The sequence below is a fragment of the Nocardia nepalensis genome (genome assembly GCF_048910785.1).
GTDB lineage: Bacteria > Actinomycetota > Actinomycetes > Mycobacteriales > Mycobacteriaceae > Nocardia > Nocardia nepalensis.
In genome coordinates this window covers 20,081-41,944 of record NZ_JBKBET010000031.1, presented here as the reverse complement: position 1 = coordinate 41,944, position 21,864 = coordinate 20,081, and the positions used below count along the sequence as shown (strand labels likewise).

Genomic DNA, 21,864 nt, shown 5'->3' with positions numbered 1-21,864 from the left:
ATGCCGGAGCCGAGCGCCGGCGAGGCGCGGGCATGAGCGGGGCACGCGCGGTCGTCATCGGCGTCGGCAACGAATACCGCAGCGACGACGGGATCGGTCTCACGGTAGCCGCCGCCCTCGAAGAACTGGGACTGCCGGGCGTATTGGTGACCCTGTGCGACGGCGAACCCTCCGGGCTACTGGATGTGTGGGCGGGGGTGGAACTCGCGATCGTGGTCGATGCGGTGCTCTGTGAACCGTGCACTCCGGGCCGGATCTGGCGTACCACCGTCGATGCGCTGCGCGGCGTCACCCGGGCCGCCAGCTCACACGCCCTCGGCATCCCCGACGCCCTGCCACTGGGCCGAGCCCTCGGCCGCGTTCCCGACGAACTCGTCGTCATCGCTGTCGAAGCGGCCTGCCTCGATCTGGGCGTCGGCTTGTCCGAACCTGTCGAGGCCGCGGTGCCACAGGTGGTCGAAGCGGTGCTGGCGGAACTGGCTCGACTGGGAATCACGACCGGGAGGCGACCCTGCGGTCGAGAATGAACATGTGACATCCGGAGATGGTCGGAGGTGAACCATGGGCGTGATCGAGGCTCGAGGGCTGACGAAGCGTTATGGCACCACACTTGCCCTGGATCGGCTCGATCTCGACATCCCGGGCGCCGAAGTCTACGGATTCCTCGGGCCCAACGGTGCGGGCAAGACGACGACGATCCGGTTGCTGCTGGGCTTGCACCGGCCGAGCGCGGGCAGTGTGCGGATCGTCGGGCGTGATGCCTGGGCAGATCCGGTTGCGGCGCACCGATATTGCGCCTATGTCGCGTCCGAGCCGACGCTGTGGCCCGCGCTCACCGGGGCCGAAACGCTCGACTATCTGGCGAATCTGCGCGGCGGATGTGACCGCGCCTACCGCGACGTGCTGGTGAAGCGTTTCGATTTCGACCAGGACAAGAAGATCCGCGCACTGTCCAAGGGCAACCGGCAGAAGGTGCAACTGGTCGCGGCCTTCGCCACGCGCGCGGAGATCCTGATTCTCGATGAGCCGACCTCAGGGCTGGATCCGTTGATGGAGGCCGCGTTCCGGGAGACGGTCGAGGAGGCCAAAGCGCGTGGACAGACGATCTTCTTGTCCTCGCATGTGCTCAGCGAGGTGGAGGCGGTGTGCGATCGGGTCGGCATCCTGCGGGCCGGGCGGCTCATCGACGAGGGCAGCATGACGCAGTTGCGGCGTCTGTCGGCACGTAGTGTCGAGGTGCGTTTCGCCGAATCCGGGGTGGATATCGAACCGCTACGTCAGCTCGACGGCGTCGAGATCGCCGATTTCACCGATCATCAGTTGGCGCTTCGGGTTCGCGGCGATATGGGCCCGTTGCTGAGCGCACTCACCCGACTTCCGGTGGCAACCCTGGACAGTCGCGAACCGAGCCTCGAGGAGATCTTCCTGATCCATTACCACGACGGATCCGGCGAGGCACCGCGATGAGTGCGGCCGTGCGGGGGTTCGCCGTGCTGGTCCGAGCCCGCTTGCGCGCCAACCGGATGTCGCTGATTGTGATGACCGTGCTGATGGCGGTGATGTGCACGGCGCAGCTGCAGGCGTTCGTTTCGGTGTTTCCGGAGAAGGCCTCGCGGGTGACAATATTGACGCCGCTGGTGAACAATGCGGCACTGCGGGTGTTGTACGGCTATCCCTATGACATCGCAGATCCGGCGGGCTGGGTGGCCTGGCGCAATATGACCTTCGCCGGCATCATCCTGGCAGTGTGGGCCGCGATCACCACCACCGGCGCGCTACGAGGTGAAGAGGACGCCGGTCGTGGCGAACTGGTGCTCAGCGGGCAGCAGCCGCGTCGGCGCTGGTTCGCGGCGGTGCTGTCCGCGACCGCGCTGCAGGCCGTTGTCATCGGCGCGGCGACGGTGCTCGCGCTGGCTGCGGTCGGTGTTGCGCAACATCTGGTGACCTTCGCCAACTGTCTCGAACTCGGCCTGCAGCTGGTACTTCCGGCGCTGCTGTTCGCCGCGGTCGCGGCGCTGACAAGTCAGCTGGCCAGCACCGTCCGCGCCGCACGCCTAGTGGCCGCCGGAATTCTGGTGGCCGCCTTCATTGTTCGCGCCCCGGCCGATATCGGCGACGGAATTCCGTGGCTGCGCTGGCTGACACCACTCGGCTGGTTCGAGCTGCTGCGGCCGCCTGCGGCGCCGTCACCGGTTGTGCTGGCCGTGATCGCGCTGGGAGTCGTAGTGCCGGTACTGGTCTCGCTGCCGATGCTGGCGGCCCGCGACATTGGACGGGGCGTGCTGCCGGTACGCGACAGCAGGCCGCCCCGCCGGATGCTGCTCGGCTCGTCCTGGCAGGCGGCCCTGCGCGACGAGGCGCCGCATCTGGGTTTCTGGCTGGCGGGTACGGCGGCCTACGCGTTGTTGATGGGCGCCATGATCAAGGCCGTGCTGGACCTCGTGCATCGCACTCCGGCGTATGCGCAGCTGTTCGGTGAACGGTTGGCCGTCAACGGATTCGTGGCCGCCTTCTATTCGATGATCCAGCTGCTGGCCGCCTTGCTCGCGGTCACGCTTATCGTGTCCGCGCGCGGCGAAGAGGCAACGGGGCGACTGGAATTGGTTCTGGCGATGCCGCGGGCCCGAACCGGCTGGCTGTGCGGGCGGGCGCTGCTCGCTGCCGGTCCGGCGGCGATACTGTGCGTCGTCGCCGCGCTGTCGATCTGGGTTGGGGCGTCGGCGACCGGACAGCACGTCGGCATCGGCGCGCTGCTGGCCGCGGCAGGTAACAGCCTGCCGCTCATCGTAGTAACCGTCGGCGCCGCCGCCGCGGTGCTCGGCCTCGCACCCCGCGCGGTGCCCTTCGTATACGCCCTCGTCGCCACCGCGTTCCTGTGGGACGCGCTGGGCAGTGCCCTGAAAGCGCCCGCCTGGTCACTGCAGCTGACGCCGTTCCACGCGCTGGCCCGAGTCCCGATGCAGGACTTCGCTCCAGCGCCCGCCCTCTGGATCACCGCGATCGGCGCCGGGTTGTTCGCGGTCGCGCTGTGGCGGTTCCGCCGCCGCGATCTGGCCATGGGCTGAGCGTCCCGTCGAGAGGTGTCGATAGGTCCCCGAATCCAGGGACCGGCGGCCCTGCCCGGGTGTCACCACGGACCAATACGGTTGGGCAACAATGTGACCCACGAACAAGGCAGCCGCACATGACAACGGTGAGATCCGAGCACGCCACGCCCGACGTTATCGATGAGACCGATGCGATCGAGCACCTCCGACGAGACTTTCCGGCGGTTTCCGCCGACGTCCTCCGTGCCGCCATCAGCGGTGCACGACGGGAGCTGAACGGCGTACCGCCCGCATGGCTGCCCGAACTCGCCGAACGATTGGCGTGGTGGCGTATCGGAACAGCCACCGGGGCATCGCGTTCATGGGCTCCGGGCTTGTCCGCAACCGGCTTCGTGGGTCGATCGTCGTAAGTAGCCGCCCGTTCGAGCGACCCGTTGCGTACCGGGTCGAATGGCGATGGCCCCCGAACCATGGGCGGTTCGGGGGCCTCTACTACGGAAGTTACACCAGATCACGCCTCTCAGCGGCGGATTCCGCGAAATCGCACGCAGCTACCACCGAATCGAATCGATCAGCGACGGATCCGAGCCTCGGCGGCGCGGGGCCGGGCATCAAAGTGTGCTCCGGTTCCCGACTGCGATCAGGGGGTGATCTCGGCGGGATCTTCGCTATGCGACGTCAGCTCGACTCCGTTTACCGAACAACGGTGTTCGACTGCGCGGCGGGCAGACCGAGTGATTCCGCAATGGTTGCGGACCAGGCGCGGATGGCGGCCCAGTCGCGTAGATCGCCGTACCGGCCGCCGCCCATCAAGCGATAAAGAATCCTCGCTTTGAGCGAGATGCCGACGTGTTCGTAGTGTCCTGAGAACGGCTGGTAGTCCCGCGGCGATATCGAGTCACGCAGCGCGGCAATCTTCTTGGGCACGATGCGGCCGATCCGGCTTCCGATGGGCCCGCCGAGCGCAGGTCCGAGGCCGAGGCTGAAGAGCCAGACGTTCTTGTTCAGCAATGCCTTCCGGTGCGTTCGCACGAAGGTGACAGCGGCGGGCAGGAGGTCCATATCGTGGATCGCGCTACCGAGCACGACCGTATCGAAGCGGGACAGCTCCGGTGCGTGCTCGGCGTCAGCGAGCTCTACTTCGGCGCCCTGCTCGCCCAGCTCGGCAGCGATGAACTCCGCGACATCGCGGGTCGATCCCTTTTCGGTCGCGTACACGACCGCGATGCGAGGTGCGTTCGATTCCATACCCTCAGCGTCGCGCAGGAGCCCGCAAGGTAGTGAGAGCCGTGATACCCGTCCGTCGGGGACCAATGTCCCAATTCGGAACGCGGCGGACGGTGGGCCCGCAGCGCCTCAGCCGATGTCGGCAAGCGGCAGATGTCCAGCTCCAGCCCGGCGGGTGACCAGCGCGCGGGTCCGGGTGCCCGCGATATGCGCCGGCCGCCGAACGACCGCTGCATCGGGTCGTGCCGTGACCAGAGCCGAAAGTCCCTTCGGCCGGGGACTTGCCGCCGGAAAACCGGCGACACCTGCGGGTCGGGGGACTCTGCCGCTGGACGCGTATGCCGCAGACCATAGCGCTATGACAGAAACGACCGCGACCGGCGCTCCGGCGGGCGCCTGTTTCGCTTGGGCCCCGATCGAGAAACCGGCATCGGACCGAGTGCGGGCCAACCTCGCCGACTATGACAAGGAGCATCGGGACTTCTCGTGGGAGACCGCGCGCCATGGGCTCGACGGGCTGCCGGGCGGTGGCCTGAACATCGCATACGAGGCGGTGGACCGGCACGCGGCAGGTCCCGCGGCGCAGGCGATCGCACTGCGCTGGCTGCGTACCGAGGGCAGCGCCGTCGAATACAGCTACGCCGACCTCGCCGTGGCGACCAACAGGTTCGCGAATGTGCTGCGGGCCAACGGGATTCAACGCGGACAGCGGATGTGTGTGCTGCTCGGCCGTACCCCGGAGCTCTACATCGCGATCCTCGGCGCGCTCAAAGCCGGTTGCGTGGTCTCCCCGCTGTTCTCGGCCTTCGGCCCCGAGCCGGTGCGCCAGCGGCTGGCGATCGCGCAGGCCAATGTGGTCGTGACGTCGAAGGGGCTGTACCGACGCAAGATCGCGCCGATCCGGGACGCGGTGCCGGAGCTGGAAACAGTGCTGCTGACCGACGGTGGCGAGCCGGACGGGGTCGATCTGGCGACCGCGATGGCCGCCGCCGATCCCGAATTCGCGATCGTGCCGACCCGCGCAGACGATGCGGCGCTGTTGCATTTCACCAGCGGCACCACCGGGAAACCAAAGGGCGCCCTGCACGTTCACGGCGCGGTGCTCGCCCATATGGTCACCGCGCGCTACGCACTCGACCTGCGGGCCGACGATATCTTCTGGTGTACCGCCGATCCGGGCTGGGTGACCGGCATGTCCTACGGTGTGATCGCCCCATTGTGTCTCGGCGCGACGGTCATCAGCGACGCGGCCGAGTTCGACGCGCGCCGCTGGTACGACATCCTGACCGCGGAGCGGGTTTCGGTGTGGTACACCGCACCGACCGCGCTGCGCATGCTGATGCGCTACGGGGACGAACTGCCCGAGGGCACCGATCTGTCGAGCCTGCGGTTCATCGCCAGCGTCGGCGAGCCGCTGAATCCTGAGGTGGTGCTCTGGGGCGAACGGGTGCTCAGTAGACCGGTACACGACAACTGGTGGCAGACCGAGACCGGCGCCATCATGATCGCCAATTTCGCCGCCACACCGGTGCGTCCGGGCTCGATGGGCCGACCGCTGCCCGGTATCGATGCGGCCGTGCTGCGGCGCGGCCCGGACGGCCGGGCGGCCCTGGCGGGCGGCGTCACGCTCGCCGAGCCGGGGGAGGTCGGTGAGCTGGCGCTGCGCAGCGGCTGGCCGTCGATGTTCCGTGCCTATTGGGGTGAACCAGAGCGTTATTCGCGGTGTTTCGCGAACGGCTGGTACCTGAGCGGTGATCTGGCCCGCCGTGACGCGGACGGCTACTACTGGTTCGTCGGCCGTGCCGACGACGTCATCAAATCCGCCGGTCACCTGGTGGGTCCGTTCGAGGTGGAGACCGCTCTGATGGAGCATCCCGCGGTCGCCGAGGCAGGTGTGATCGGCAAACCGGATCCGGTGGCGGGCGAGCTCGTGAAGGCGTTCGTCTTGCTGCGCCCAGGATTTGCGCCGTCGGAGGACCTGCGTGCCGAACTGACCGCTTTCGGCAGGCGTGCCCTCGGCGCGGTGGCGCCCAAGGAGATCGAGTTCACCGAGAACCTGCCGCATACCCGCAGCGGCAAGGTGATGCGGCGGCTGCTGAAGGCGCGCGAACTCGGTTTGCCCGAGGGGGATACCTCGACCCTGGAGGGAGTGTCATGAACGCCGACCCCGCCGCACTGGATAAGGACGAGCGGATCGAACTGCTGCGGCAGATGGTTCGGATCCGCCGCTTCGAGGAGCGGTGCGTGCAGCTCTACAGTGCCGGCTCGATTCGCGGATTCATGCATCTGTATATCGGTGAAGAAGCGGTGGCGGCCGGGGTGCTCACCGCGATCGGTCCCGAGGACGCGGTGGTATCCACCTACCGCGAACACGGGCACGCGCTGGTACGCGGCATCCCGATGGCCGCGGTGATGGCCGAAATGTACGGCCGCGCCACCGGTTGCAGTCGCGGGCACGGCGGATCGATGCACCTGTTCGATGCCGAGCGGCGGTTCTACGGCGGCCATGCCATCGTCGCGGGCGGTCTGCCGGTCGCGGTGGGTTTGGCCATGGCCGACGCGTTGCAGGAGCGCCCGATGGTGACGGTGTGCTTATTCGGTGACGGGGCCGTGGCCGAGGGCGAATTCCACGAATGCCTGAATCTGGCCGCGCTGTGGCAGCTTCCGGTGTTGTTCGCCTGCGAGAACAACCAATACGCGATGGGCACCGCGCTGGCCCGCGAGCATGCGGCGACCGATCTCGCGCTGCGCGCGTCGTCTTATGGGATGCCGTCCTGGCCGGTCGACGGCATGGACGCGCCGGCGGTCGCGACCGCGACGCGACGGGCGGTGGAATCCATTCGCGGTGGTGGCGGTCCGTGCTTCCTCGAGTTGCGCACCTATCGTTTCCGCGCGCACTCGATGTACGACGCGGATCGCTACCGCGACAAGGCCGAGGTCGAGCGGTGGCAGGAACAGGATCCGATCCCGCGGCTGTTCGCCGAACTGTGCGCCTCCAGCGAGTTGCGCGACAACGACCTGGCCGCAATGCAATCCGACGCCGACAGCGAGCTCGACGCCGCAATCGCCGCGGCCGAGGCCGCGCCCTATGAACCGGTCGGCGACCTCACCCGATACGTCTATACGGAGCGCTCATGACCACCTATCGCGATGCGATGCGAGAAGCGCTGCGCGAGGCGCTGACTCGCGACGAGCGGGTATTCCTCATGGGCGAAGACGTCGGCGCCTATGGCGGCTGCTTCGGGGTGAGTCGCGGCCTGCTCGACGAATTCGGGCCGCGCCGGATCCGGGATACGCCGCTGAGTGAATCGGCGTTCGTCGGCGCGGGCATCGGCGCCGCACTCGGCGGCATGCGGCCGATCGTCGAGATCATGACCGTCAACTTCAGCCTGCTCGCGCTGGATCAGATCCTCAACAACGCGGCGACGCTGCGGCATATGTCCGGCGGACAGCTGTCGGTGCCGCTGGTGATCCGGATGGCCACCGGCGCGGGTCGGCAACTGGCAGCACAACATTCGCACAGCCTGGAGGCGTTCTACGCGCATATCCCCGGGCTGCGCGTGCTGTCGGCGGCAACGGTCGCCGACGCACGAGGCATGCTCTGGTCCGCATTGCAGGACCCGGATCCGGTGCTGATCTTCGAGCCTGCGGTGTTGTACAACTCGCAAGCCGAATTGCCTGCCGACGCAGGGGCGACCGATATCGATCGGGCGGTGATCCGGCGTGCGGGCGCCGCGGCCACGGTCGTCGCCTACGGTGGCACGCTTCGGGTCGCCGAGGCCGCCGCCGACGCGCTGGCGGCCGATGGCATCGAAGTCGAGGTGATCGATCTGCGTACACTACGACCGCTGGACGAGACCACACTGCTGCAATCGCTATCACGCACCCACCGCCTGGTCGTTGTCGACGAGGGCTGGCGCAGTGTCGGCATTGCCGCCGAAATCGCCGCGCGCGCCGCCGAACAGGGATATTACGAACTCGATGCGCCGGTGCAGCGGGTGTGCACCGCCGAGGTGCCGATCCCGTACGCCAAACACCTGGAACAGGCAGCTCTACCGCAGGCCGAGGACGTGGTCGCGGCCGTGCGCCGGGTGGTGAGCTGAATGTCGGAATTCCGGATGCCGTCGCTGGGGGCGGATATGGAGGAGGGCACGCTGCTGACGTGGCGGGTGCATACCGGCGACGTCGTGCACAAGGGGGACATCGTCGCCGAGGTCGATACGTCCAAGGCGGCGATCGAGGTCGAATGCTTCGACGATGGCACCATGGGCGAAATCCTGGTGCCGGAAGGAGCCACGGTACCGGTCGGCACCGTGCTGGCGACGATCGAACCGAACGGGGCTCGACCGGCCGAGGCTCGGGCGCGAGCGGTGCCGACGGCGGTGAGCTCGACGCAGGCGCCCGAGTCGGCAGCGCCCGAGCGCACCTCCGATGAGGCCGCATCCGTCGCGGCCACGGCCGATCGATCGACTGCGGCTCGGCGCAAGCCCAAGCGGCGCCAGCGTTCGCGCCCGGCCGCGACGGCCACCGTGCCGAGGATTCCTGAGGCCGACGTCCATGCCACACCCTTGATTCGGCGTTTGGCCGAGGAGGCCGGAATCGATCTCGCCTCCGTCAACGGTTCGGGATCGGGTGGACGCATCCTTCGCGCCGACGTGGAGCATGCCGTCGCGGCCCGTCGGGGCATGGTCGCGGCCGCGCCACCGCGGCCGGGTGGCGCCCCTCTCGCGGCGCCCGGGCATATCCACGCGTCCGGATATGCGAGGAGGCTGGCCCGGGAACTCGGCATCGACTTGTCGGCGGTATCGGGCAGCGGTCCTGGCGGGGCTATTCGCTCCGCCGATGTTCGTGCCGCACAGCCATCGCCGACCACTGACCGTGCTTCGGTGGAAACACCGGAGGTTCCGAGTCGGGTTACCTCGGCACGCCCTCAACCACAATCTGCGCCGCCGCGCGATTCGGCGGCGATGCGCCGCACGATCGCGGCGACCATGACCCGCTCCAAACAGACCATTCCGCACTACTACCTGTCGAGCACCATTGATCTCGCTGCCGCGACCGACTGGCTGCGCGAGGTGAACAAGGCCGCTCCGGTACCGGACCGAATTGTCATGGCCGCCTTGCTGTTGCGCGCGGTGGCGCTGGCCGCGCGCACGGTGCCCGCCGTGAACGGGCACTGGATCGACGACGAATTCCACCCGGCCGATACCGTCGATCTCGGCATGATCGTCTCGTTGCGCGGCGGCGGCATCCTCGCACCGACCATTGCCCGGGCCGACACGATGGACCCACGCACCGTAATGACACAGCTGCGCGATGTGGTCGCCAGGGCCAGGCAGGCCCGGTTGCGCTCCTCCGATACCGTTGCCGCTACCATCACCGTCACCAATCTCGGCGATCTCGGCGTGGAATCGGTGATCGGCGTGATCTCGCCGCCCCAGGTGGCCATCGTCGGATTCGGCGCCGTCAGCGAACGCCCTTGCGCGGTAGACGGATTTCTCGGCGTGCGCCCCCAGGTGACCGTGACCCTCGCCGCCGACCATCGCGTCAGCGACGGCGCCGTCGGCGCCCGCTTCCTGAACACCATCGCCGAGTTGCTACAGCACCCGGATCAGCTGTGAATTGAGAGGTGAACGACCATGCCCGACACCCTGTCTCGCGCGGACGCGGATTCGGTCGTAAGGACCGCACTGACCGGCTTCGCTCCAGCCGCGGACCTCGCGGCACTGACACAGGCCGAACCGCTGCGTCCCACGCTCGACCTGGACTCCCTCGATTTCCTCACCTTTGTCGAAAGGCTCACGCGCGCAACCGGAATACGAATCGAAGAGGCCGACTATCCGCACCTTGCCACCATCGGCTCCTGTGTAGAGTTCCTCACGGCGACGACCTGAACGGTCGAGCGATTCGGTCGATTTCGGTCTGGAAGCGGACGAAGTGGTGCCAGTCCGCCCGGCGTCCTCGTCCGCACCTCTTCGAGGGGCCGACGCGTTATCGCCGGATCAACCAGTGCGTGCGCACGGCTGCCAGCAGTTCCTCGACGGTGGTCGGCTCGAATACCTCGGTCCCCGGGAGCAGCACCGTCGCCGCGGCCGCCGCGACTCCGTATTCGCACGCGCGAACGCAGTTGTCGCCCATCGCGAGGCGGTAGGTCACCGCGGCGATCAGGCTGTCGCCCGCACAGGCGTCGCTGCGCGGAGGGTGGGGTAGCGCAGGCGCGGAGATCTCATTGTGCGCGGTCTGGGTGGATAGCACGGCGCCGAGTGCGCCGACCGTGGTGATCGCGTTGGTGACCGCACCCGACTCGAGGACGGACTCGTTGGCGGCCCTTGCGTCGGCAAAGGTCGCGATGGGGCGGCCGATCAGGGCGCCGGCCTCGCTGCGATCGAGACGGTTCACGAAGACCGGCTCCTGTACCACCTTGCGCAGCTGCGCTCCCGCCACGTCCAGCACGACACGGATGCCGTCGGCGTGAGCCAGCCTGACGACCTCGGCGCAGAAGTCGTCGCGTACTCCGGGCGGCATGCTTCCAGTGATGACGAGGTATGAAAAGTGTTGCGCCATCTGGATTACGGTCGCCAGGCAACGCTCACCGTCAGCTTCGCTGAGCACAGGGCCGGGCGGTACGATGTGATAGCTGTGCCCGGAGCGCCCCTCGGCGATGACGAAGGCCTCCCGAGTGTCCCCGTCGATCTCGATACGTCGATGGTCCAAGCCTTCCTCGTCCAGGATCCGATCGAGCCGTCGACCGATCTCCCGGCCGGAGGTGTGCAGAGCAGTCGCGGAACCACCGAGCCTGCGGACGCAGCGGGCGACATTGATACCACCGCCACCACCTCGAACCGAGCACAGTCGGGCCCGGTTCTTACCCTCACCACAGAGCCGTTCCACCTCCAGGCAGATGTCCACGGTCGGATTCAGCGTGACGGTCAGTATCGACGACGGGGTACGGTCTGGATTGCCGGAATCCATACTTCTCAAGGTCCGCCGAAGCTGCCGCGGGATATAGGGCAATTCGGCGCTATGACTGTCGACCTTTGTCTCTCACCTGCAGCGATGCTCGCGCGCGAGGATTATCTAGTGGCAGTGCCACACTGTCCCATCCGAGGTACCGGCTGCCACCATCGATCTGTTCGAGGTTGACCATGACCGAGCTACGCCCTTTGGATTCGGGGTTCATGGAGTTGGAGGACACTGACCGGCATATCAGCCTGGGTATTGGCGCGGTGGCGATCGTGGCGGGCCCGCCGCCGACGCGCGAAGAGTTCACCGCGGGATTGGCCGCGGGGCTCGCGCGTAACGCCCGGCTCCGGCAGAGGGTGCGCCGGGCGCCGCTGGACCTCACCGCACCGGTATGGGAAGACGACCCGAATTTCGATCTGGCGCACCATATTCGGTGGACCGCGCTGCCGGAGCCCGGCGACGAGTCGGCGCTGCGCGAACTGATCGCGACGGAACTGGAGGAACGTCTCGACCGAGATCATCCGCTGTGGCAGTGCGTGGTCGTCGAGCGACTGGCGGGCGATCGCTGGGCAATGATCGTCAAGGCCCATCACAGCATGGTCGACGGCATCTCGGGCATCACACTGTTCGAGCGCCTGTGCGATCGGTCAGCCGACGACGGCAACGCGAAAGGCGCTCGCGCTGAAGGTCGTTCGCCTAGCGGCCTATGGGGTCAGGTGGCCAAGGGGATGAGGTTGCCGATAGTGGCGCCACGGTTCGCTGTGTCGGTGGTGCGTGGTCTGGTACCGGTGGTGTTCGCCGCCGTCGCCCCGACCGCGACGTCCTCGTTGAACGGGCCGATCGGGCGGCAACGGCGCTATGCGGTCGCCCGCGCCTCGCTTCCCGAAATCAGGGAGATCGGCGCGGCCTTCGATGCGACGGTCAACGATGTCGCACTCGCGGCCATCGCCTCGGCTTACCGAGTCGTATTGCACAAGCGTGGCGAGGAGCCCACACCCGGTAAGCTCCGCATTCTGGTGCCGATATCCGTGCGCCCGTCGGACGCGAAATATCTGATGGACAACAGGGTTTCGGCCATGATCCCGTACCTGCCCATCGAAATCGAGGATCCGGTGCGGCGCTTGGCGACGGTGCACGACCGGATCTCTCGGCATCGCGCGAAGGGTGAGGCCGAGGCCGAGAAGTCGATGCTGTCGATGGCCGAATGGCTGCCCTTCGCCGTCGTCGCCTGGGCCTTCCGACTGGCCGGACGCTACCCGCAGCACAGCGTCGGCGCCCTCGCCACCAATGTCCCCGGCCCGCGGCATCGATTGACCGTACAGGGGCGCGAGGTACTGGAAATCCTGCCCTGCATCCCTATCGCGATGCGCCTGCGCACGACCATCGCGATCCTCAGCTACCACGACCGACTCACCTTCGGCATCACCGGCGACTACGACACAACCCCCGATATCGACATGATCGCCGAGGGCATCGAAAACGGTATCGCCGAGCTTCTCGCGCAGTCCCGTCGTCGCCCGGTAGTAGTGCCACTCAACGGTTCAGGTGCCGGGAAGCGAGCGACGGGGGAGCAGGAGCAGAGCCGTCACCTGGATGGCTGATGCAGTGGAGTGGCTGAATGGGACTCCGAGTTGATCTCACGGCACGGGCGCATCCCAGAGTGGGAACCAGCGCGGAAGTTCGGGTTCGATCGGAAGTTCCGCGGAAAGTGCTGCGCGCGTCTGTAATTCGAGGGCGGTATCGCGTTTCCGGTCGTCCAGCGGGGCGAACGGATAGATGGTGCCGCGCTTGAACAGGTACACCAGGCCGAGTCGCCGTCGGCCCTTGGGGTCGGCGAAACCGATGACGGTGCACAGCAGGTTCGGGCCGAAGCCCGCCTCCGACAGTGTGGAATTCACCGCATGCAATGCGGTCACGAGTTCGGCGAGATCGATGATCTCCTGTTTGCCAGTGAACCAGGTGAAGCCGAACTCATCGTGGGTGACCATCATGGTGACGTTCGGGTAGAGCCGCAGCAAGGCGAGCGCCTCATCGAGCGCCCCTTGGACACCCGCTCCTTCGGCCTGCTTGAAGCACACAGCGCCGATTCCGGTGGGCTGCACGTCGATGGCGGCCTGGAGGGTATAGGCCGCGGGCGGAATGGTGAACAGCACATCGAGATTCGGCGGTACGGGTACCGTCCGGCCGAGCAGCGCGTCGAAGAATCCCATCGGGGCCTCAGACCCCAGGGCCCAGTTCGGTGGTCAGCCGAGCCAGCTGGTCGAGGCGTTGCTCCAGGCTCGGGTGGGTCGAGAGCAGTGTCGACAAGCTCACCCCCGCACCGAAGGCCGGTGCGAAGAAGAAGGCGTTGAACGGCTGGTCGGCGCGTAGGTCGCGGCTGGGGATCCGCGCGATATCCCCGCTGATCTTGGTCAGTGCCGAGGCCAGTGCCGACGGACTGCCGGTGAGGATGGCTCCCGCCCGGTCGGCGGCCAGCTCCCGGTACCGGGACAGGGCCCGGATCAGCAGGAAACTGATCGCGTAGACCGCCGCCGACACCGCCATCACGAGCAGGATGGCCAGGAACAGATTGTCCGAGCGCCGGTCCCGGCCGCCGCCGAACATGGTGGAGTACATCGTGAATCGCGTGACGAGCCCGGCGAGCACGCCGAGGAACGACGCGGTAGTCATGACCACCACATCCCGGTGTGCCACGTGCGAAAGCTCATGTGCCAGTACGCCGTCGAGTTCCTCGGCGTCCAATCGCCGTAGTAGGCCGGTGGTCACGCAGATCACGGCGTGCCGGGTGCTGCGGCCGGTGGCGAAGGCGTTCGGTAGTTCGGTGTCGGCGATCGCGATCCGTGGCTTGGGCATATCCGCGGTGGCGCACAGCCGGTCGACGATGCCGTGCAGCACCGGCTCCTGTTCGGCCGTGACGATTCGAGCGCGCATGGCGTAGAGGGCGATTCGATCGGAGAACCAGAACTGGGCCCAGAGCAGTGCGCCCACGATGAGTACGATCACCACGACCGATTTGATGAGTACCACCAGCGCCGCGATGAACGCCACATAGACCAGTCCGAGCAGGAACATGGTCAGTACCATCCGAGCGGTCAGCTGATGGTCCGGTCGGAATCGGGTGTGCACCGCGATTACCCCGGAATCAAACCGTCGTCCCGCAGCATCGCGCGGACCTCGGCGAGTGGCATATCCGCCGACGGCAGCACGAGATCGGAGACCTCGATGCGGTCGTCGGCGATCGCGGTTCCGCGATATCGGATCGCGGCGAGCAGTTGACGCAACGTCAGGGCGAAACCGGTCTCATCGCCCGCATCGGCGGCCTGGACCAGTTGCTCGTCGAGGAAATTCAGTTCGGCCATGTGGGTATCGGCGACGTCGAACTGTCCCTCGCCGAGTATGCGAATGATCATGATCCGGACGCCTCCTTCGGTGCGTCGATGACCGAGGTGCTTCGACTCTTCAGCTGTGCTGATTCGGATGCGATGCCGCTGCTCGATATGGCGTCCAAGGCCGCTTGGATATCGTCGTTCCGGTCGGCCGGTATGGTCGCGTCGTCGAGAGCCCCGCTCACGACCAGCTCATCGAGCGCCAATGCGCGCGACCGCATTTGCGCCGTTTTGTCCGCAGGCGTCAATTGCGCTTCCTGCGCTGCCAGTTCGTCGTGTTGTGGGCGCAATTGGTCCAGCTGGGCGAGCGCAGCGGCACGGCGGGTCAGCGCCTCCCTGGCCAGATCCTCACGATCGTGGGTGACGGCCTCGGCAGCCTGCTGCCGCCGCCGGTCGGCGGATTGCTGCAATTGGACTTGCTGCAGTTCGATGCGTTTGCGGCTGGTGGCGACATCGGCGAGGCCACGGCGCACCTGAGCGAGCATTTCGAGTTGTCGTTGATATGAGTAGTCGAGTACCTCGCGCGGGTCCTCGCTGCGGTCGAGCAGCTTGTTCGCCTTGACCCGAAACAGCAATGCCATGCGGCATGCGATGCCCATGGTCATCACCTTGCGCTACTGCTTCTTGGCGGACAAATACGTGGTGGCAATGACCATCACCGCGAAGATCACGGCGATGAGTACGGCGGCGGTCGTCCAGTCCATGACAACTCCTTCGAACGGATGGGGGATCCGATTCCACTGTCGTCGCGCGGCCCCCACGGTCATGTAGGGGAATTCGGACCTGCGCAGGGGGCTTTCGGCCTCTCTTGCACGGCCCACATGGATGCGACAGTCGGAGCAACGCAAGCGCTTAGGAGCACTGATCATGAGTTCTTCCGAGACCTCCGACTATCCGGTCAACCTGCGTGGCGACCTGGACGAGCCGCTGTCACGATGGTTGTGGCTGGTGAAATGGATTCTCGCGATACCGCACTTCATCATCCTGTTCTTCCTGTGGATCGCCTTCGTGGTGCTCACCGTGGTGGCCGGAGTCGCCATTCTGTTCACCGGCCGGTATCCGCGCGGAATTTTCGACTTCAATGTCGGGGTGATCCGCTGGTCGTGGCGGGTGCAGTTCTATTCCGCTGCCACGCTCGGCACCGACCGGTATCCGCCGTTCACCCTGCGATCCACCGACTATCCGGCCGATTTCCAGGTCGACTATCCCGAGCGGCTGTCACGGGGCCTGGTCCTGATCAAATGGTGGCTGCTTGCGATACCGCACTATGCGGTGGTGCTCGCCATGACCGGGGGCGGCGCCTCTATCGGCACCGACGACAACGATTCCGGCGGCACCATACCCCTGCTCGGCGTGCTCGTCCTGATCGCCGCCGTCATCCTGCTGTTCACCGCCCGATACCCACGACGGCTGTTCGACTTCATCCTGGGCATCAACCGCTGGCTCTATCGAGTCCTGGCCTATGCGGCACTGATGCGTGACGAATACCCGCCGTTCCGGCTGGACCAGGGGTCACGGGAACTGTCGGATTCGGCGCCGCTGTGAATGCCCCGACACCGCACCGTCGCATCTGGATCGTGGCCGTACTGGCGGCGACGGCGGCCGTGCTGCATCTGGTCCGCATCGGCACCGGTGCGAACAAACCGTGGGAGGTGGTCGGCACCCAGAACAGCACCCTGACGCTGACCATCCCCGGCTACGAATCGCTGGTCGGGTCTCCGGTCACGGTGGGTGGCAGGATCACCGGTGTGGACGAGAGTCTGCGCGTGCAGATCCGACGGCTCGACCGAGCGCGGCCGGTGGGCGAGGTCTCCGGCATCCCCGCCGGCGGAGCCGATACACCGTGGACCACGACGGTTCCGTTCGCGGTGACCTGCCCTGGCACTCTCACCGTCGCCGTCGCCACCGGCGGACATATCGCCGAGGTGGAGCGCTTCGCGGTAACCGGAGTTCGATGCTGATGTTTCGGCAGGCGTTGCTGGGATCGGTGATCGGCGCACTGGTGGCGGCGGGTCTGGTCGCGCGTCCGTTCAACACGACCGCGGCCGATCTGCTGTGGCTCGCGGCGACGGTGATCGCACTGGTGCCCACGCTGTGGTGGGTGGCGGCCGATCTGCGCAAGCGGCGATACGGTGCGGATCTGCTCGCCGTGATCGCGCTGACCGGTGCGGCCGCGGTCGGCGCGTACTTCGCGGGTGCGCTGATCGCGTTGATGGTCGCCACCGGACGGGTGCTGGAGGCGTACGCCGGGCGCCAGGCGGGGCGGGATCTTTCGGAGTTGTTGCGACGGGCCCCGGTTCGGGCGCATCTGCGGCGGGCGAACGGAATCGAGACGGTTCCGGCCGCCGCGGTAGGTCCCGGCGATGTGGTCGTGGTGCTGCCGGGGGAGACCGTCCCGGTCGATGGTGTGCTGAGCACCGAGGGGGTGTTCGACGAGTCGACACTGACCGGTGAGCCGGTGCCCGTCGTTCGCAAGGTGGGCACGGATGTGCGCAGTGGGGTGACGAATGCCGGTGCCGCTGTGGATATTCGGGCCGCGGCCACGGCCGAGCAGAGCACCTACGCCGGAATTGTGACACTGGCCGGACAGGCGGCAGCCGCAGCGGCGCCGGTTGCGCGACTGGCCGATCGAGTGGCGGTGTGGTTCCTGCCCATCGCACTGGCCATGGCGGGCATCGCATGGGCGGTCACCGCGGACCCGGTTCGCGCGGTCGCCGTGATCGTCACCGCGACGCCGTGTCCGCTACTGCTCGCAGTGCCGGTGGCGGTCACCGCGGGGATGTCGCGGACCGCGCGGGCGGGAGTGGTCGTCAAGGATGGTGCGGCGCTCGAAACGCTCGGGCGCGCACGGTGTCTCGCGATGGACAAGACGGGCACCGTGACCGTCGGCCACCCCGAGGTGATCGATATCGTCACCGCTCCCGGCGCGACCACGGAGGTGGTATTGCGGCAGGCGGCCGCGGTCGAACAGTATTCACCGCATGTGCTGGCCAAAGCCGTCATCGGCGCTGCTGCGACGCGTGGGCTGAAACCGGCTGCGGCCGTGGATATTTCGGAGGAACCCGGACAAGGGGCGACGGGTACGGTCGAGGGCGATCGGGTGCGGGTCGGCAGGTTGCCCGCCGACACGGACCCCGCACCCTGGGTCGGCGCGGCGTCACGACGCGCACACTTGGATCTGGCCGGCATCATCTGGGTTTCGGTCAACGATGTCCCGGTCGCGGCGCTGCTGGTGCGCGACCGCATCCGTGTCGACGCGGCGCGGACCATGCGCCGACTGCGCGGAGCTGGCCTGCGCAGGCTGCTCCTGCTCACCGGTGACCGGGTCGACAACGCGACCGAAGTTGCGCGCATGCTGGGCCTCACCGAGGTGGTCGCAGACGCCGACCCCGCCGATAAGATCGCAGCGATCCGCGCCGAACAGCACGACGGTGTCACGGTGATGGTGGGTGACGGCGTCAACGACGCACCGGCCCTGGCCGCGGCGGATGTCGGCGTCGCGCTCGGCTCCCGTGGATCGACCGCCGCGGTGCAGGCCGCCGACGCGGTGATCGTGGACGACCGCATCGACCGGCTGGCTGATGCCGTCGACATCGCGCAGCGAACGCGTCGGCTGGCCGTGCAGAGCGCGCTCACCGGCATGTCGCTCTCACTGGTGGCCATGATCGCGGCGGCGTTCGGATTGTTGGTGCCCGCGGCGGGAGCGCTCGTGCAGGAGGGAATCGACGTCGCGGTAATCCTGAACGCGCTGCGGGTTCTGCGCATCGGGCGTGGCCGGCGCAGCGCCGCGATAGACCCGCTGGTGGCGCGCTTCGCGCGCGAACACGAACGGCTGCATGCCGCCCGAGCTGCCGTGCGCGATGCCGCGGACGCCTTGTCGCGCGGTCCGGTACCCGATGCCGACACCGCACTGCACCAGGCTCTGGATGTACTCACCGCCGACGTCCTGCCGCATGAGCGCGCCGAGGAGACGCAGCTGTATCCGGCTCTGGCGAGCTACCTGCGCGACCCGGAGGCGATGGTCACCATGAGCCGCGAGCATACCGAAATCGAGCGCCTGGTCGAGCGGATCCGCCGCCATCTCGCCGAGTCGCCGGACGGCATCCGCGCGGACCAGATCGATGACCTGCGCGCCACCCTGTACGGCTTGGACGCGGTCCTCACGCTGCACTTCGCCCAGGAGGACGAAGCGTTGTTCACCTTGGCGCACAATCCGGGTGACCACGATCCGGGCGTCGGTCGATAGCGTCGACCTTCGCCGACATTGGCCACATCGTGGCGGGCACGAGGCCTCTCGTTGTCGTAGGGAGGGGAGGGCACGCTGATAACCATGTACGCACGCGAATACTCAGCCGTCCGGTCGTGACAGTGCATCCGGAAACGCCACTGCACGAGGCGATCTCGCTGCTGACCGAGAACGGCTCCGCCGCGCTGCCGGTCGTCGACGACGAGTATCGGGAGCGCGTCATCGCCAGCCCGGCGCGCACCGTGCACGGCGTCACGCATATCGACGAGGTGCGCGCCGACGCGGTAACGCCCTGAATGCGACAGGCGACGGGCGATCGACCAGCTCACCTGCTCGGATCGGGGTTCTTATGGGGTGGCCGGAGCGTGGCCGACCGGCAGGTAGCGTCGAGCGTGGTCGATCGCAGCGGCGGTGTGGGTGAAGATCGCTTCCGCGCCACCGGCGGGGAGGGCACCGATCGCGGACAGGCGGCGATGGTGATCGGCGCGCAGTCCCGACATCAGCACGGTGATGTGCCGGTGCTCCAATTTGGTGATGGCGTCTTGGAGCACGAGTGCGCCGGTGGTGTCGAGTGCGGTGATCTTGGACATGCGCAGAATAACGACCTTGACGTCGGCGACCTCGGCCAGTTCCAGCAGGAATCGGTGTGCGGCGGCGAAGAACAGCGGGCCCTCGATGCGGTAGGCGACGATGTGATCGCGCAGCAGCTCGTATTCCTCGGCGAGATGGTCGCTCTCGTCGAGCGGCACCTGTTCCAGGCGGGCCTCCCGCGCCACCGACCGCAGCGCGAGCACGATCGCGAATCCGACACCGACGGCCACCGCAGTGACCAGATCCAGTGCGACGGTGACCGCGAACGTGACCGCCATGATGATCGCGTCGCCGCGCGAGGCCCGCGCGATTGCCGTCAGCGAGGCGGTTTCCACCATGCGCAGGGTCGTCGCGAGCAGCACACCCGCGAGTGCGGCCACCGGGATGTCCGCGACCAGCGGCGCGGCCAGATAGATTATCGCCGCCAGGATGATCGCATGGGTCAGCGCGGCCAGCCGGGTGCGGGCACCGGAGCGCACATTCACCGCGGTGCGGGCGATCGCCCCGGTAGCGGGCACACCGCCGAACAGCGGCGCGGCGATATTTGCCAGGCCCTGTCCGAACAGTTCGCGATCCGGGTTGTGTCGGGTACCGACCGCCATGGAGTCGGCCGCGGTAGCCGACAACAATGATTCCAACCCCGCCAGCGCCGCCACCGCAAGCGCGGGCGCCACCAACGACCCCAGCTGACTGGGATGCACGAAACTCAACGACGGCGCGGGCAAGCCTGCGGGAATGGTGCCGATCCTGGTCAGATTCATGTTGAACAATTCGGCGGCGACCGTGGCCACGGCGACCGCTACCAACGCAAACGGCAGCTTGGGCAGATACCGGCCACCGATCACGATGACCGCCGCCACCACCAGTGCCGTTACCGGCGTGGCGACACTCGGCTGTTCGACATAGCGGCGCACCGAGTCGAACGCCGACTGCCACACCTTGTCACCGTCGACGTGTGCGATGCCGAGGGCGGCCGGAAACTGTTGCAGCGCAATGACAACGGCGATACCGGCGGTGAACCCCTCGATCACCGGGGCGGGCATATAACGCACCGCGCGACCGACCCCGGCGACCGCGAGCACCACCAGCACCAGGCCCGCCATCAGCCCGACCGTGAGGACCCCGCTCGCGCCGTGTGCGTGCACGATCGGCACCAGCACCACGGTCATCGCGCCGGTCGGGCCCGACACCTGGAACCGTGAGCCGCCGAACACCGCGGCCAGTGCGCCCGCGATCACCGCGGTGGCCAGGCCCGCGGCCGCGCCCAGACCGGAGTTGATGCCGAATCCGAGCGCGAGCGGCAGCGCCACCAATGCGACGATCAAACCCGCCAGCAGGTCCGCACCGGGTGCCCGAACCGCGGGCTGCCATTCCTGCCAGGTCGGTAGTAGCGCTCGCACGGTCAGCGGTTGTCGAGCAGTCGAAGTTTCAGCGCGGCCAGTCGCTCGCGTAGTTGGGCCTGCGTTCACGGTGGACGCAGAGCTATCGGTCACAGGGGTGCCTTCCTTCGAAAATCGCTACGTTACTAGTTTAGAAATCATGCAATCAGCTGGCCGGGTTTGATCGGGTGATCATTCCCACCCTTCGGCGCTCTCAGCCGACGCCGGGCGAACCCGCGACAGGCTCCTCGGGCAACTCGACCTGCCCCGCCACCACCCCGGTCAGGGTGGCGCGGGCCATCAGCAGCAACTCATCGATCGACGGCGAGGTCGGCGCAGAGGTCACCGAACCTGCGACACAGCGGTTGCCAACCAAACCGGCGCGCCGCGAAATCGACAACCGCTGGGGCGAATTCGCCAGTTCGACACCGACCTCGGGCAGCATCTCCGCAACGAAGTGTCCCCGCTCATGAGTAGCTCCAGGACCGGAATGCACATCCGATGCCCGGGCGTGTCGGAGAAGTCGACCTTCCTCCGGTGCAGTGGCGTGAGTCGATCCCGGCACTGTGGAACCAACCTCCCCGGTCGAGGCCAGCCTCGGCCGACGTCTAATCTCTTGATTGCGCACTTTAGCAAACAGGAGACCTATGCCGAACACCCCCACACTGCCGCAGCGGATCGGCTACATCCTCGGCCGCACCCTGCCCCCGTCGATGTCGGAATGGGTGCTCAACGACCTGACCGGACCGGGTGCGGCGCGCCGTTATCTGATGCGGTTCCTGATCCCGATCATTCCGGTGCTCATGTTGTTTCTGCTGGTGCCCGGTCCGAAATGGATGGGACTGGCGATGATGGCGCTGCTGTACCTGCCGCTTATCTATTTCACTGCCGCCCTGATGTACGTCTACCGGCGCAGCCGCCTGATCAAGCACGGCCTCGACCCGGCGCTGGCCGACGCGGAGTCCCGACGGCGCGCCGAGGCCGATCGTCTCGACTACGAACGCCGCCACGGTCGCGCCTGAACC

Annotated in this window: 21 protein-coding genes and 1 pseudogene; 14 read left to right on the top strand and 8 right to left on the bottom strand. The window is 67.2% G+C overall.

The window, feature by feature from the left end:
• Window positions 1-32: 32 nt before the first annotated feature.
• Genes ACHQ4I_RS24960 through ACHQ4I_RS24950 form a run of 3 tightly spaced genes read left to right on the top strand, consistent with a single transcriptional unit; the run spans window position 33 to window position 3,065 of the window.
• The gene (locus ACHQ4I_RS24960; protein ID WP_420774267.1) at window positions 33-527 is read left to right on the top strand and encodes a hydrogenase maturation protease; all 495 of its coding nucleotides are present in this window, start codon (window positions 33-35) and stop codon (window positions 525-527) included.
• 34 nt (window positions 528-561) lie between these two features.
• Window positions 562-1,467: an ABC transporter ATP-binding protein gene (locus ACHQ4I_RS24955; RefSeq protein WP_420774266.1), complete on the top strand. Its 906-nt coding sequence runs from the start codon at window positions 562-564 to the stop codon at window positions 1,465-1,467.
• Window positions 1,464-3,065 (top strand): hypothetical protein, encoded by a 1,602-nt coding sequence (locus ACHQ4I_RS24950; RefSeq protein ID WP_420774265.1) that lies wholly within the window; start codon window positions 1,464-1,466, stop codon window positions 3,063-3,065. Before ACHQ4I_RS24955 ends, ACHQ4I_RS24950 begins: the two co-directional genes overlap by 4 nt.
• A gap of 675 nt (window positions 3,066-3,740) precedes the next feature.
• On the opposite strand, the gene ACHQ4I_RS24945 is transcribed toward ACHQ4I_RS24950, so the two are convergent.
• Window positions 3,741-4,295: a flavodoxin domain-containing protein gene (locus tag ACHQ4I_RS24945; protein WP_420774264.1), complete on the bottom strand. Its 555-nt coding sequence runs from the start codon at window positions 4,293-4,295 to the stop codon at window positions 3,741-3,743.
• A gap of 337 nt (window positions 4,296-4,632) precedes the next feature.
• Here ACHQ4I_RS24945 and acsA point away from each other — a divergent pair, with 337 nt between their 5' ends.
• The 5 genes from acsA to ACHQ4I_RS24920 are packed head-to-tail and all read left to right on the top strand — an operon-like array spanning window position 4,633 to window position 10,168.
• Window positions 4,633-6,432 carry an acetate--CoA ligase gene (gene acsA, locus ACHQ4I_RS24940; RefSeq protein ID WP_420774263.1) on the top strand — a complete coding sequence of 600 codons (1,800 nt, stop codon included), beginning with the start codon at window positions 4,633-4,635 and terminating at the stop codon, window positions 6,430-6,432.
• Entirely contained in the window at window positions 6,429-7,412 is a 984-nt protein-coding gene (pdhA, locus tag ACHQ4I_RS24935; protein ID WP_420774262.1) for a pyruvate dehydrogenase (acetyl-transferring) E1 component subunit alpha, read from the top strand. The genes acsA and pdhA overlap by 4 nt, the downstream gene beginning before the upstream one ends.
• Window positions 7,409-8,377 (top strand): alpha-ketoacid dehydrogenase subunit beta, encoded by a 969-nt coding sequence (locus ACHQ4I_RS24930; RefSeq protein WP_420774261.1) that lies wholly within the window; start codon window positions 7,409-7,411, stop codon window positions 8,375-8,377. Before pdhA ends, ACHQ4I_RS24930 begins: the two co-directional genes overlap by 4 nt.
• On the top strand, window positions 8,378-9,895 hold the full coding sequence (locus ACHQ4I_RS24925; RefSeq protein ID WP_420774260.1) for a 2-oxo acid dehydrogenase subunit E2: 1,518 nt from the start codon (window positions 8,378-8,380) through the stop codon (window positions 9,893-9,895).
• Window positions 9,896-9,913: 18 nt separating this feature from the next.
• Window positions 9,914-10,168 carry an acyl carrier protein gene (locus tag ACHQ4I_RS24920; protein ID WP_420774259.1) on the top strand — a complete coding sequence of 85 codons (255 nt, stop codon included), beginning with the start codon at window positions 9,914-9,916 and terminating at the stop codon, window positions 10,166-10,168.
• Between the two features lie 97 nt (window positions 10,169-10,265).
• Here the strand turns inward: ACHQ4I_RS24920 and ACHQ4I_RS24915 are convergent, their stop codons facing one another.
• Window positions 10,266-11,246 (bottom strand): 1-phosphofructokinase family hexose kinase, encoded by a 981-nt coding sequence (locus ACHQ4I_RS24915; protein WP_420774258.1) that lies wholly within the window; start codon window positions 11,244-11,246, stop codon window positions 10,266-10,268.
• A gap of 173 nt (window positions 11,247-11,419) precedes the next feature.
• On the opposite strand from ACHQ4I_RS24915, the gene ACHQ4I_RS24910 reads away from it, so the two are divergent.
• Window positions 11,420-12,838: a wax ester/triacylglycerol synthase family O-acyltransferase gene (locus tag ACHQ4I_RS24910; protein WP_420774257.1), complete on the top strand. Its 1,419-nt coding sequence runs from the start codon at window positions 11,420-11,422 to the stop codon at window positions 12,836-12,838.
• Between the two features lie 36 nt (window positions 12,839-12,874).
• Here ACHQ4I_RS24910 and pspAB read toward each other — a convergent pair whose 3' ends face one another.
• The 4 genes from pspAB to ACHQ4I_RS24890 are packed head-to-tail and all read right to left on the bottom strand — an operon-like array spanning window position 12,875 to window position 15,222.
• Window positions 12,875-13,447: a PspA-associated protein PspAB gene (gene pspAB, locus ACHQ4I_RS24905; RefSeq protein WP_420774256.1), complete on the bottom strand. Its 573-nt coding sequence runs from the start codon at window positions 13,445-13,447 to the stop codon at window positions 12,875-12,877.
• Between the two features lie 7 nt (window positions 13,448-13,454).
• A complete protein-coding gene (gene htpX, locus ACHQ4I_RS24900) occupies window positions 13,455-14,363 on the bottom strand; it encodes a zinc metalloprotease HtpX (RefSeq protein ID WP_420774255.1) in 909 nt (302 codons plus the stop codon).
• A 5-nt stretch (window positions 14,364-14,368) separates the two neighbouring features.
• Window positions 14,369-14,647 (bottom strand): PspA-associated protein PspAA, encoded by a 279-nt coding sequence (gene pspAA, locus ACHQ4I_RS24895; protein WP_420774254.1) that lies wholly within the window; start codon window positions 14,645-14,647, stop codon window positions 14,369-14,371.
• Window positions 14,644-15,222, bottom strand: a complete 579-nt coding sequence (locus ACHQ4I_RS24890) for a PspA/IM30 family protein (protein ID WP_420774253.1) — start codon at window positions 15,220-15,222, stop codon at window positions 14,644-14,646. The genes pspAA and ACHQ4I_RS24890 overlap by 4 nt, the downstream gene beginning before the upstream one ends.
• Window positions 15,223-15,490: 268 nt before the next feature.
• On the opposite strand from ACHQ4I_RS24890, the gene ACHQ4I_RS24885 reads away from it, so the two are divergent.
• The 4 genes from ACHQ4I_RS24885 to ACHQ4I_RS24870 are packed head-to-tail and all read left to right on the top strand — an operon-like array spanning window position 15,491 to window position 19,165.
• On the top strand, window positions 15,491-16,168 hold the full coding sequence (locus ACHQ4I_RS24885) for a DUF4389 domain-containing protein (protein ID WP_420774252.1): 678 nt from the start codon (window positions 15,491-15,493) through the stop codon (window positions 16,166-16,168).
• A 32-nt stretch (window positions 16,169-16,200) separates the two neighbouring features.
• Window positions 16,201-16,584, top strand: a complete 384-nt coding sequence (locus ACHQ4I_RS24880) for a hypothetical protein (protein ID WP_420774251.1) — start codon at window positions 16,201-16,203, stop codon at window positions 16,582-16,584.
• On the top strand, window positions 16,578-18,869 hold the full coding sequence (locus ACHQ4I_RS24875; protein WP_420774250.1) for a heavy metal translocating P-type ATPase: 2,292 nt from the start codon (window positions 16,578-16,580) through the stop codon (window positions 18,867-18,869). The genes ACHQ4I_RS24880 and ACHQ4I_RS24875 overlap by 7 nt, the downstream gene beginning before the upstream one ends.
• 29 nt (window positions 18,870-18,898) lie before the next feature.
• Window positions 18,899-19,165 carry a CBS domain-containing protein gene (locus ACHQ4I_RS24870; protein ID WP_420774249.1) on the top strand — a complete coding sequence of 89 codons (267 nt, stop codon included), beginning with the start codon at window positions 18,899-18,901 and terminating at the stop codon, window positions 19,163-19,165.
• A gap of 51 nt (window positions 19,166-19,216) precedes the next feature.
• On the opposite strand, the gene ACHQ4I_RS24865 is transcribed toward ACHQ4I_RS24870, so the two are convergent.
• The gene (locus ACHQ4I_RS24865; RefSeq protein ID WP_420774248.1) at window positions 19,217-20,860 is read right to left on the bottom strand and encodes a SulP family inorganic anion transporter; all 1,644 of its coding nucleotides are present in this window, start codon (window positions 20,858-20,860) and stop codon (window positions 19,217-19,219) included.
• Window positions 20,861-21,053: 193 nt separating this feature from the next.
• Window positions 21,054-21,415, bottom strand: a pseudogene (locus ACHQ4I_RS24860) (transcriptional regulator).
• A gap of 71 nt (window positions 21,416-21,486) precedes the next feature.
• Here ACHQ4I_RS24860 and ACHQ4I_RS24855 point away from each other — a divergent pair.
• Window positions 21,487-21,861, top strand: a complete 375-nt coding sequence (locus tag ACHQ4I_RS24855) for a DUF5313 family protein (RefSeq protein ID WP_420774247.1) — start codon at window positions 21,487-21,489, stop codon at window positions 21,859-21,861.
• The last annotated feature ends 3 nt before the right edge of the window (window positions 21,862-21,864 follow it).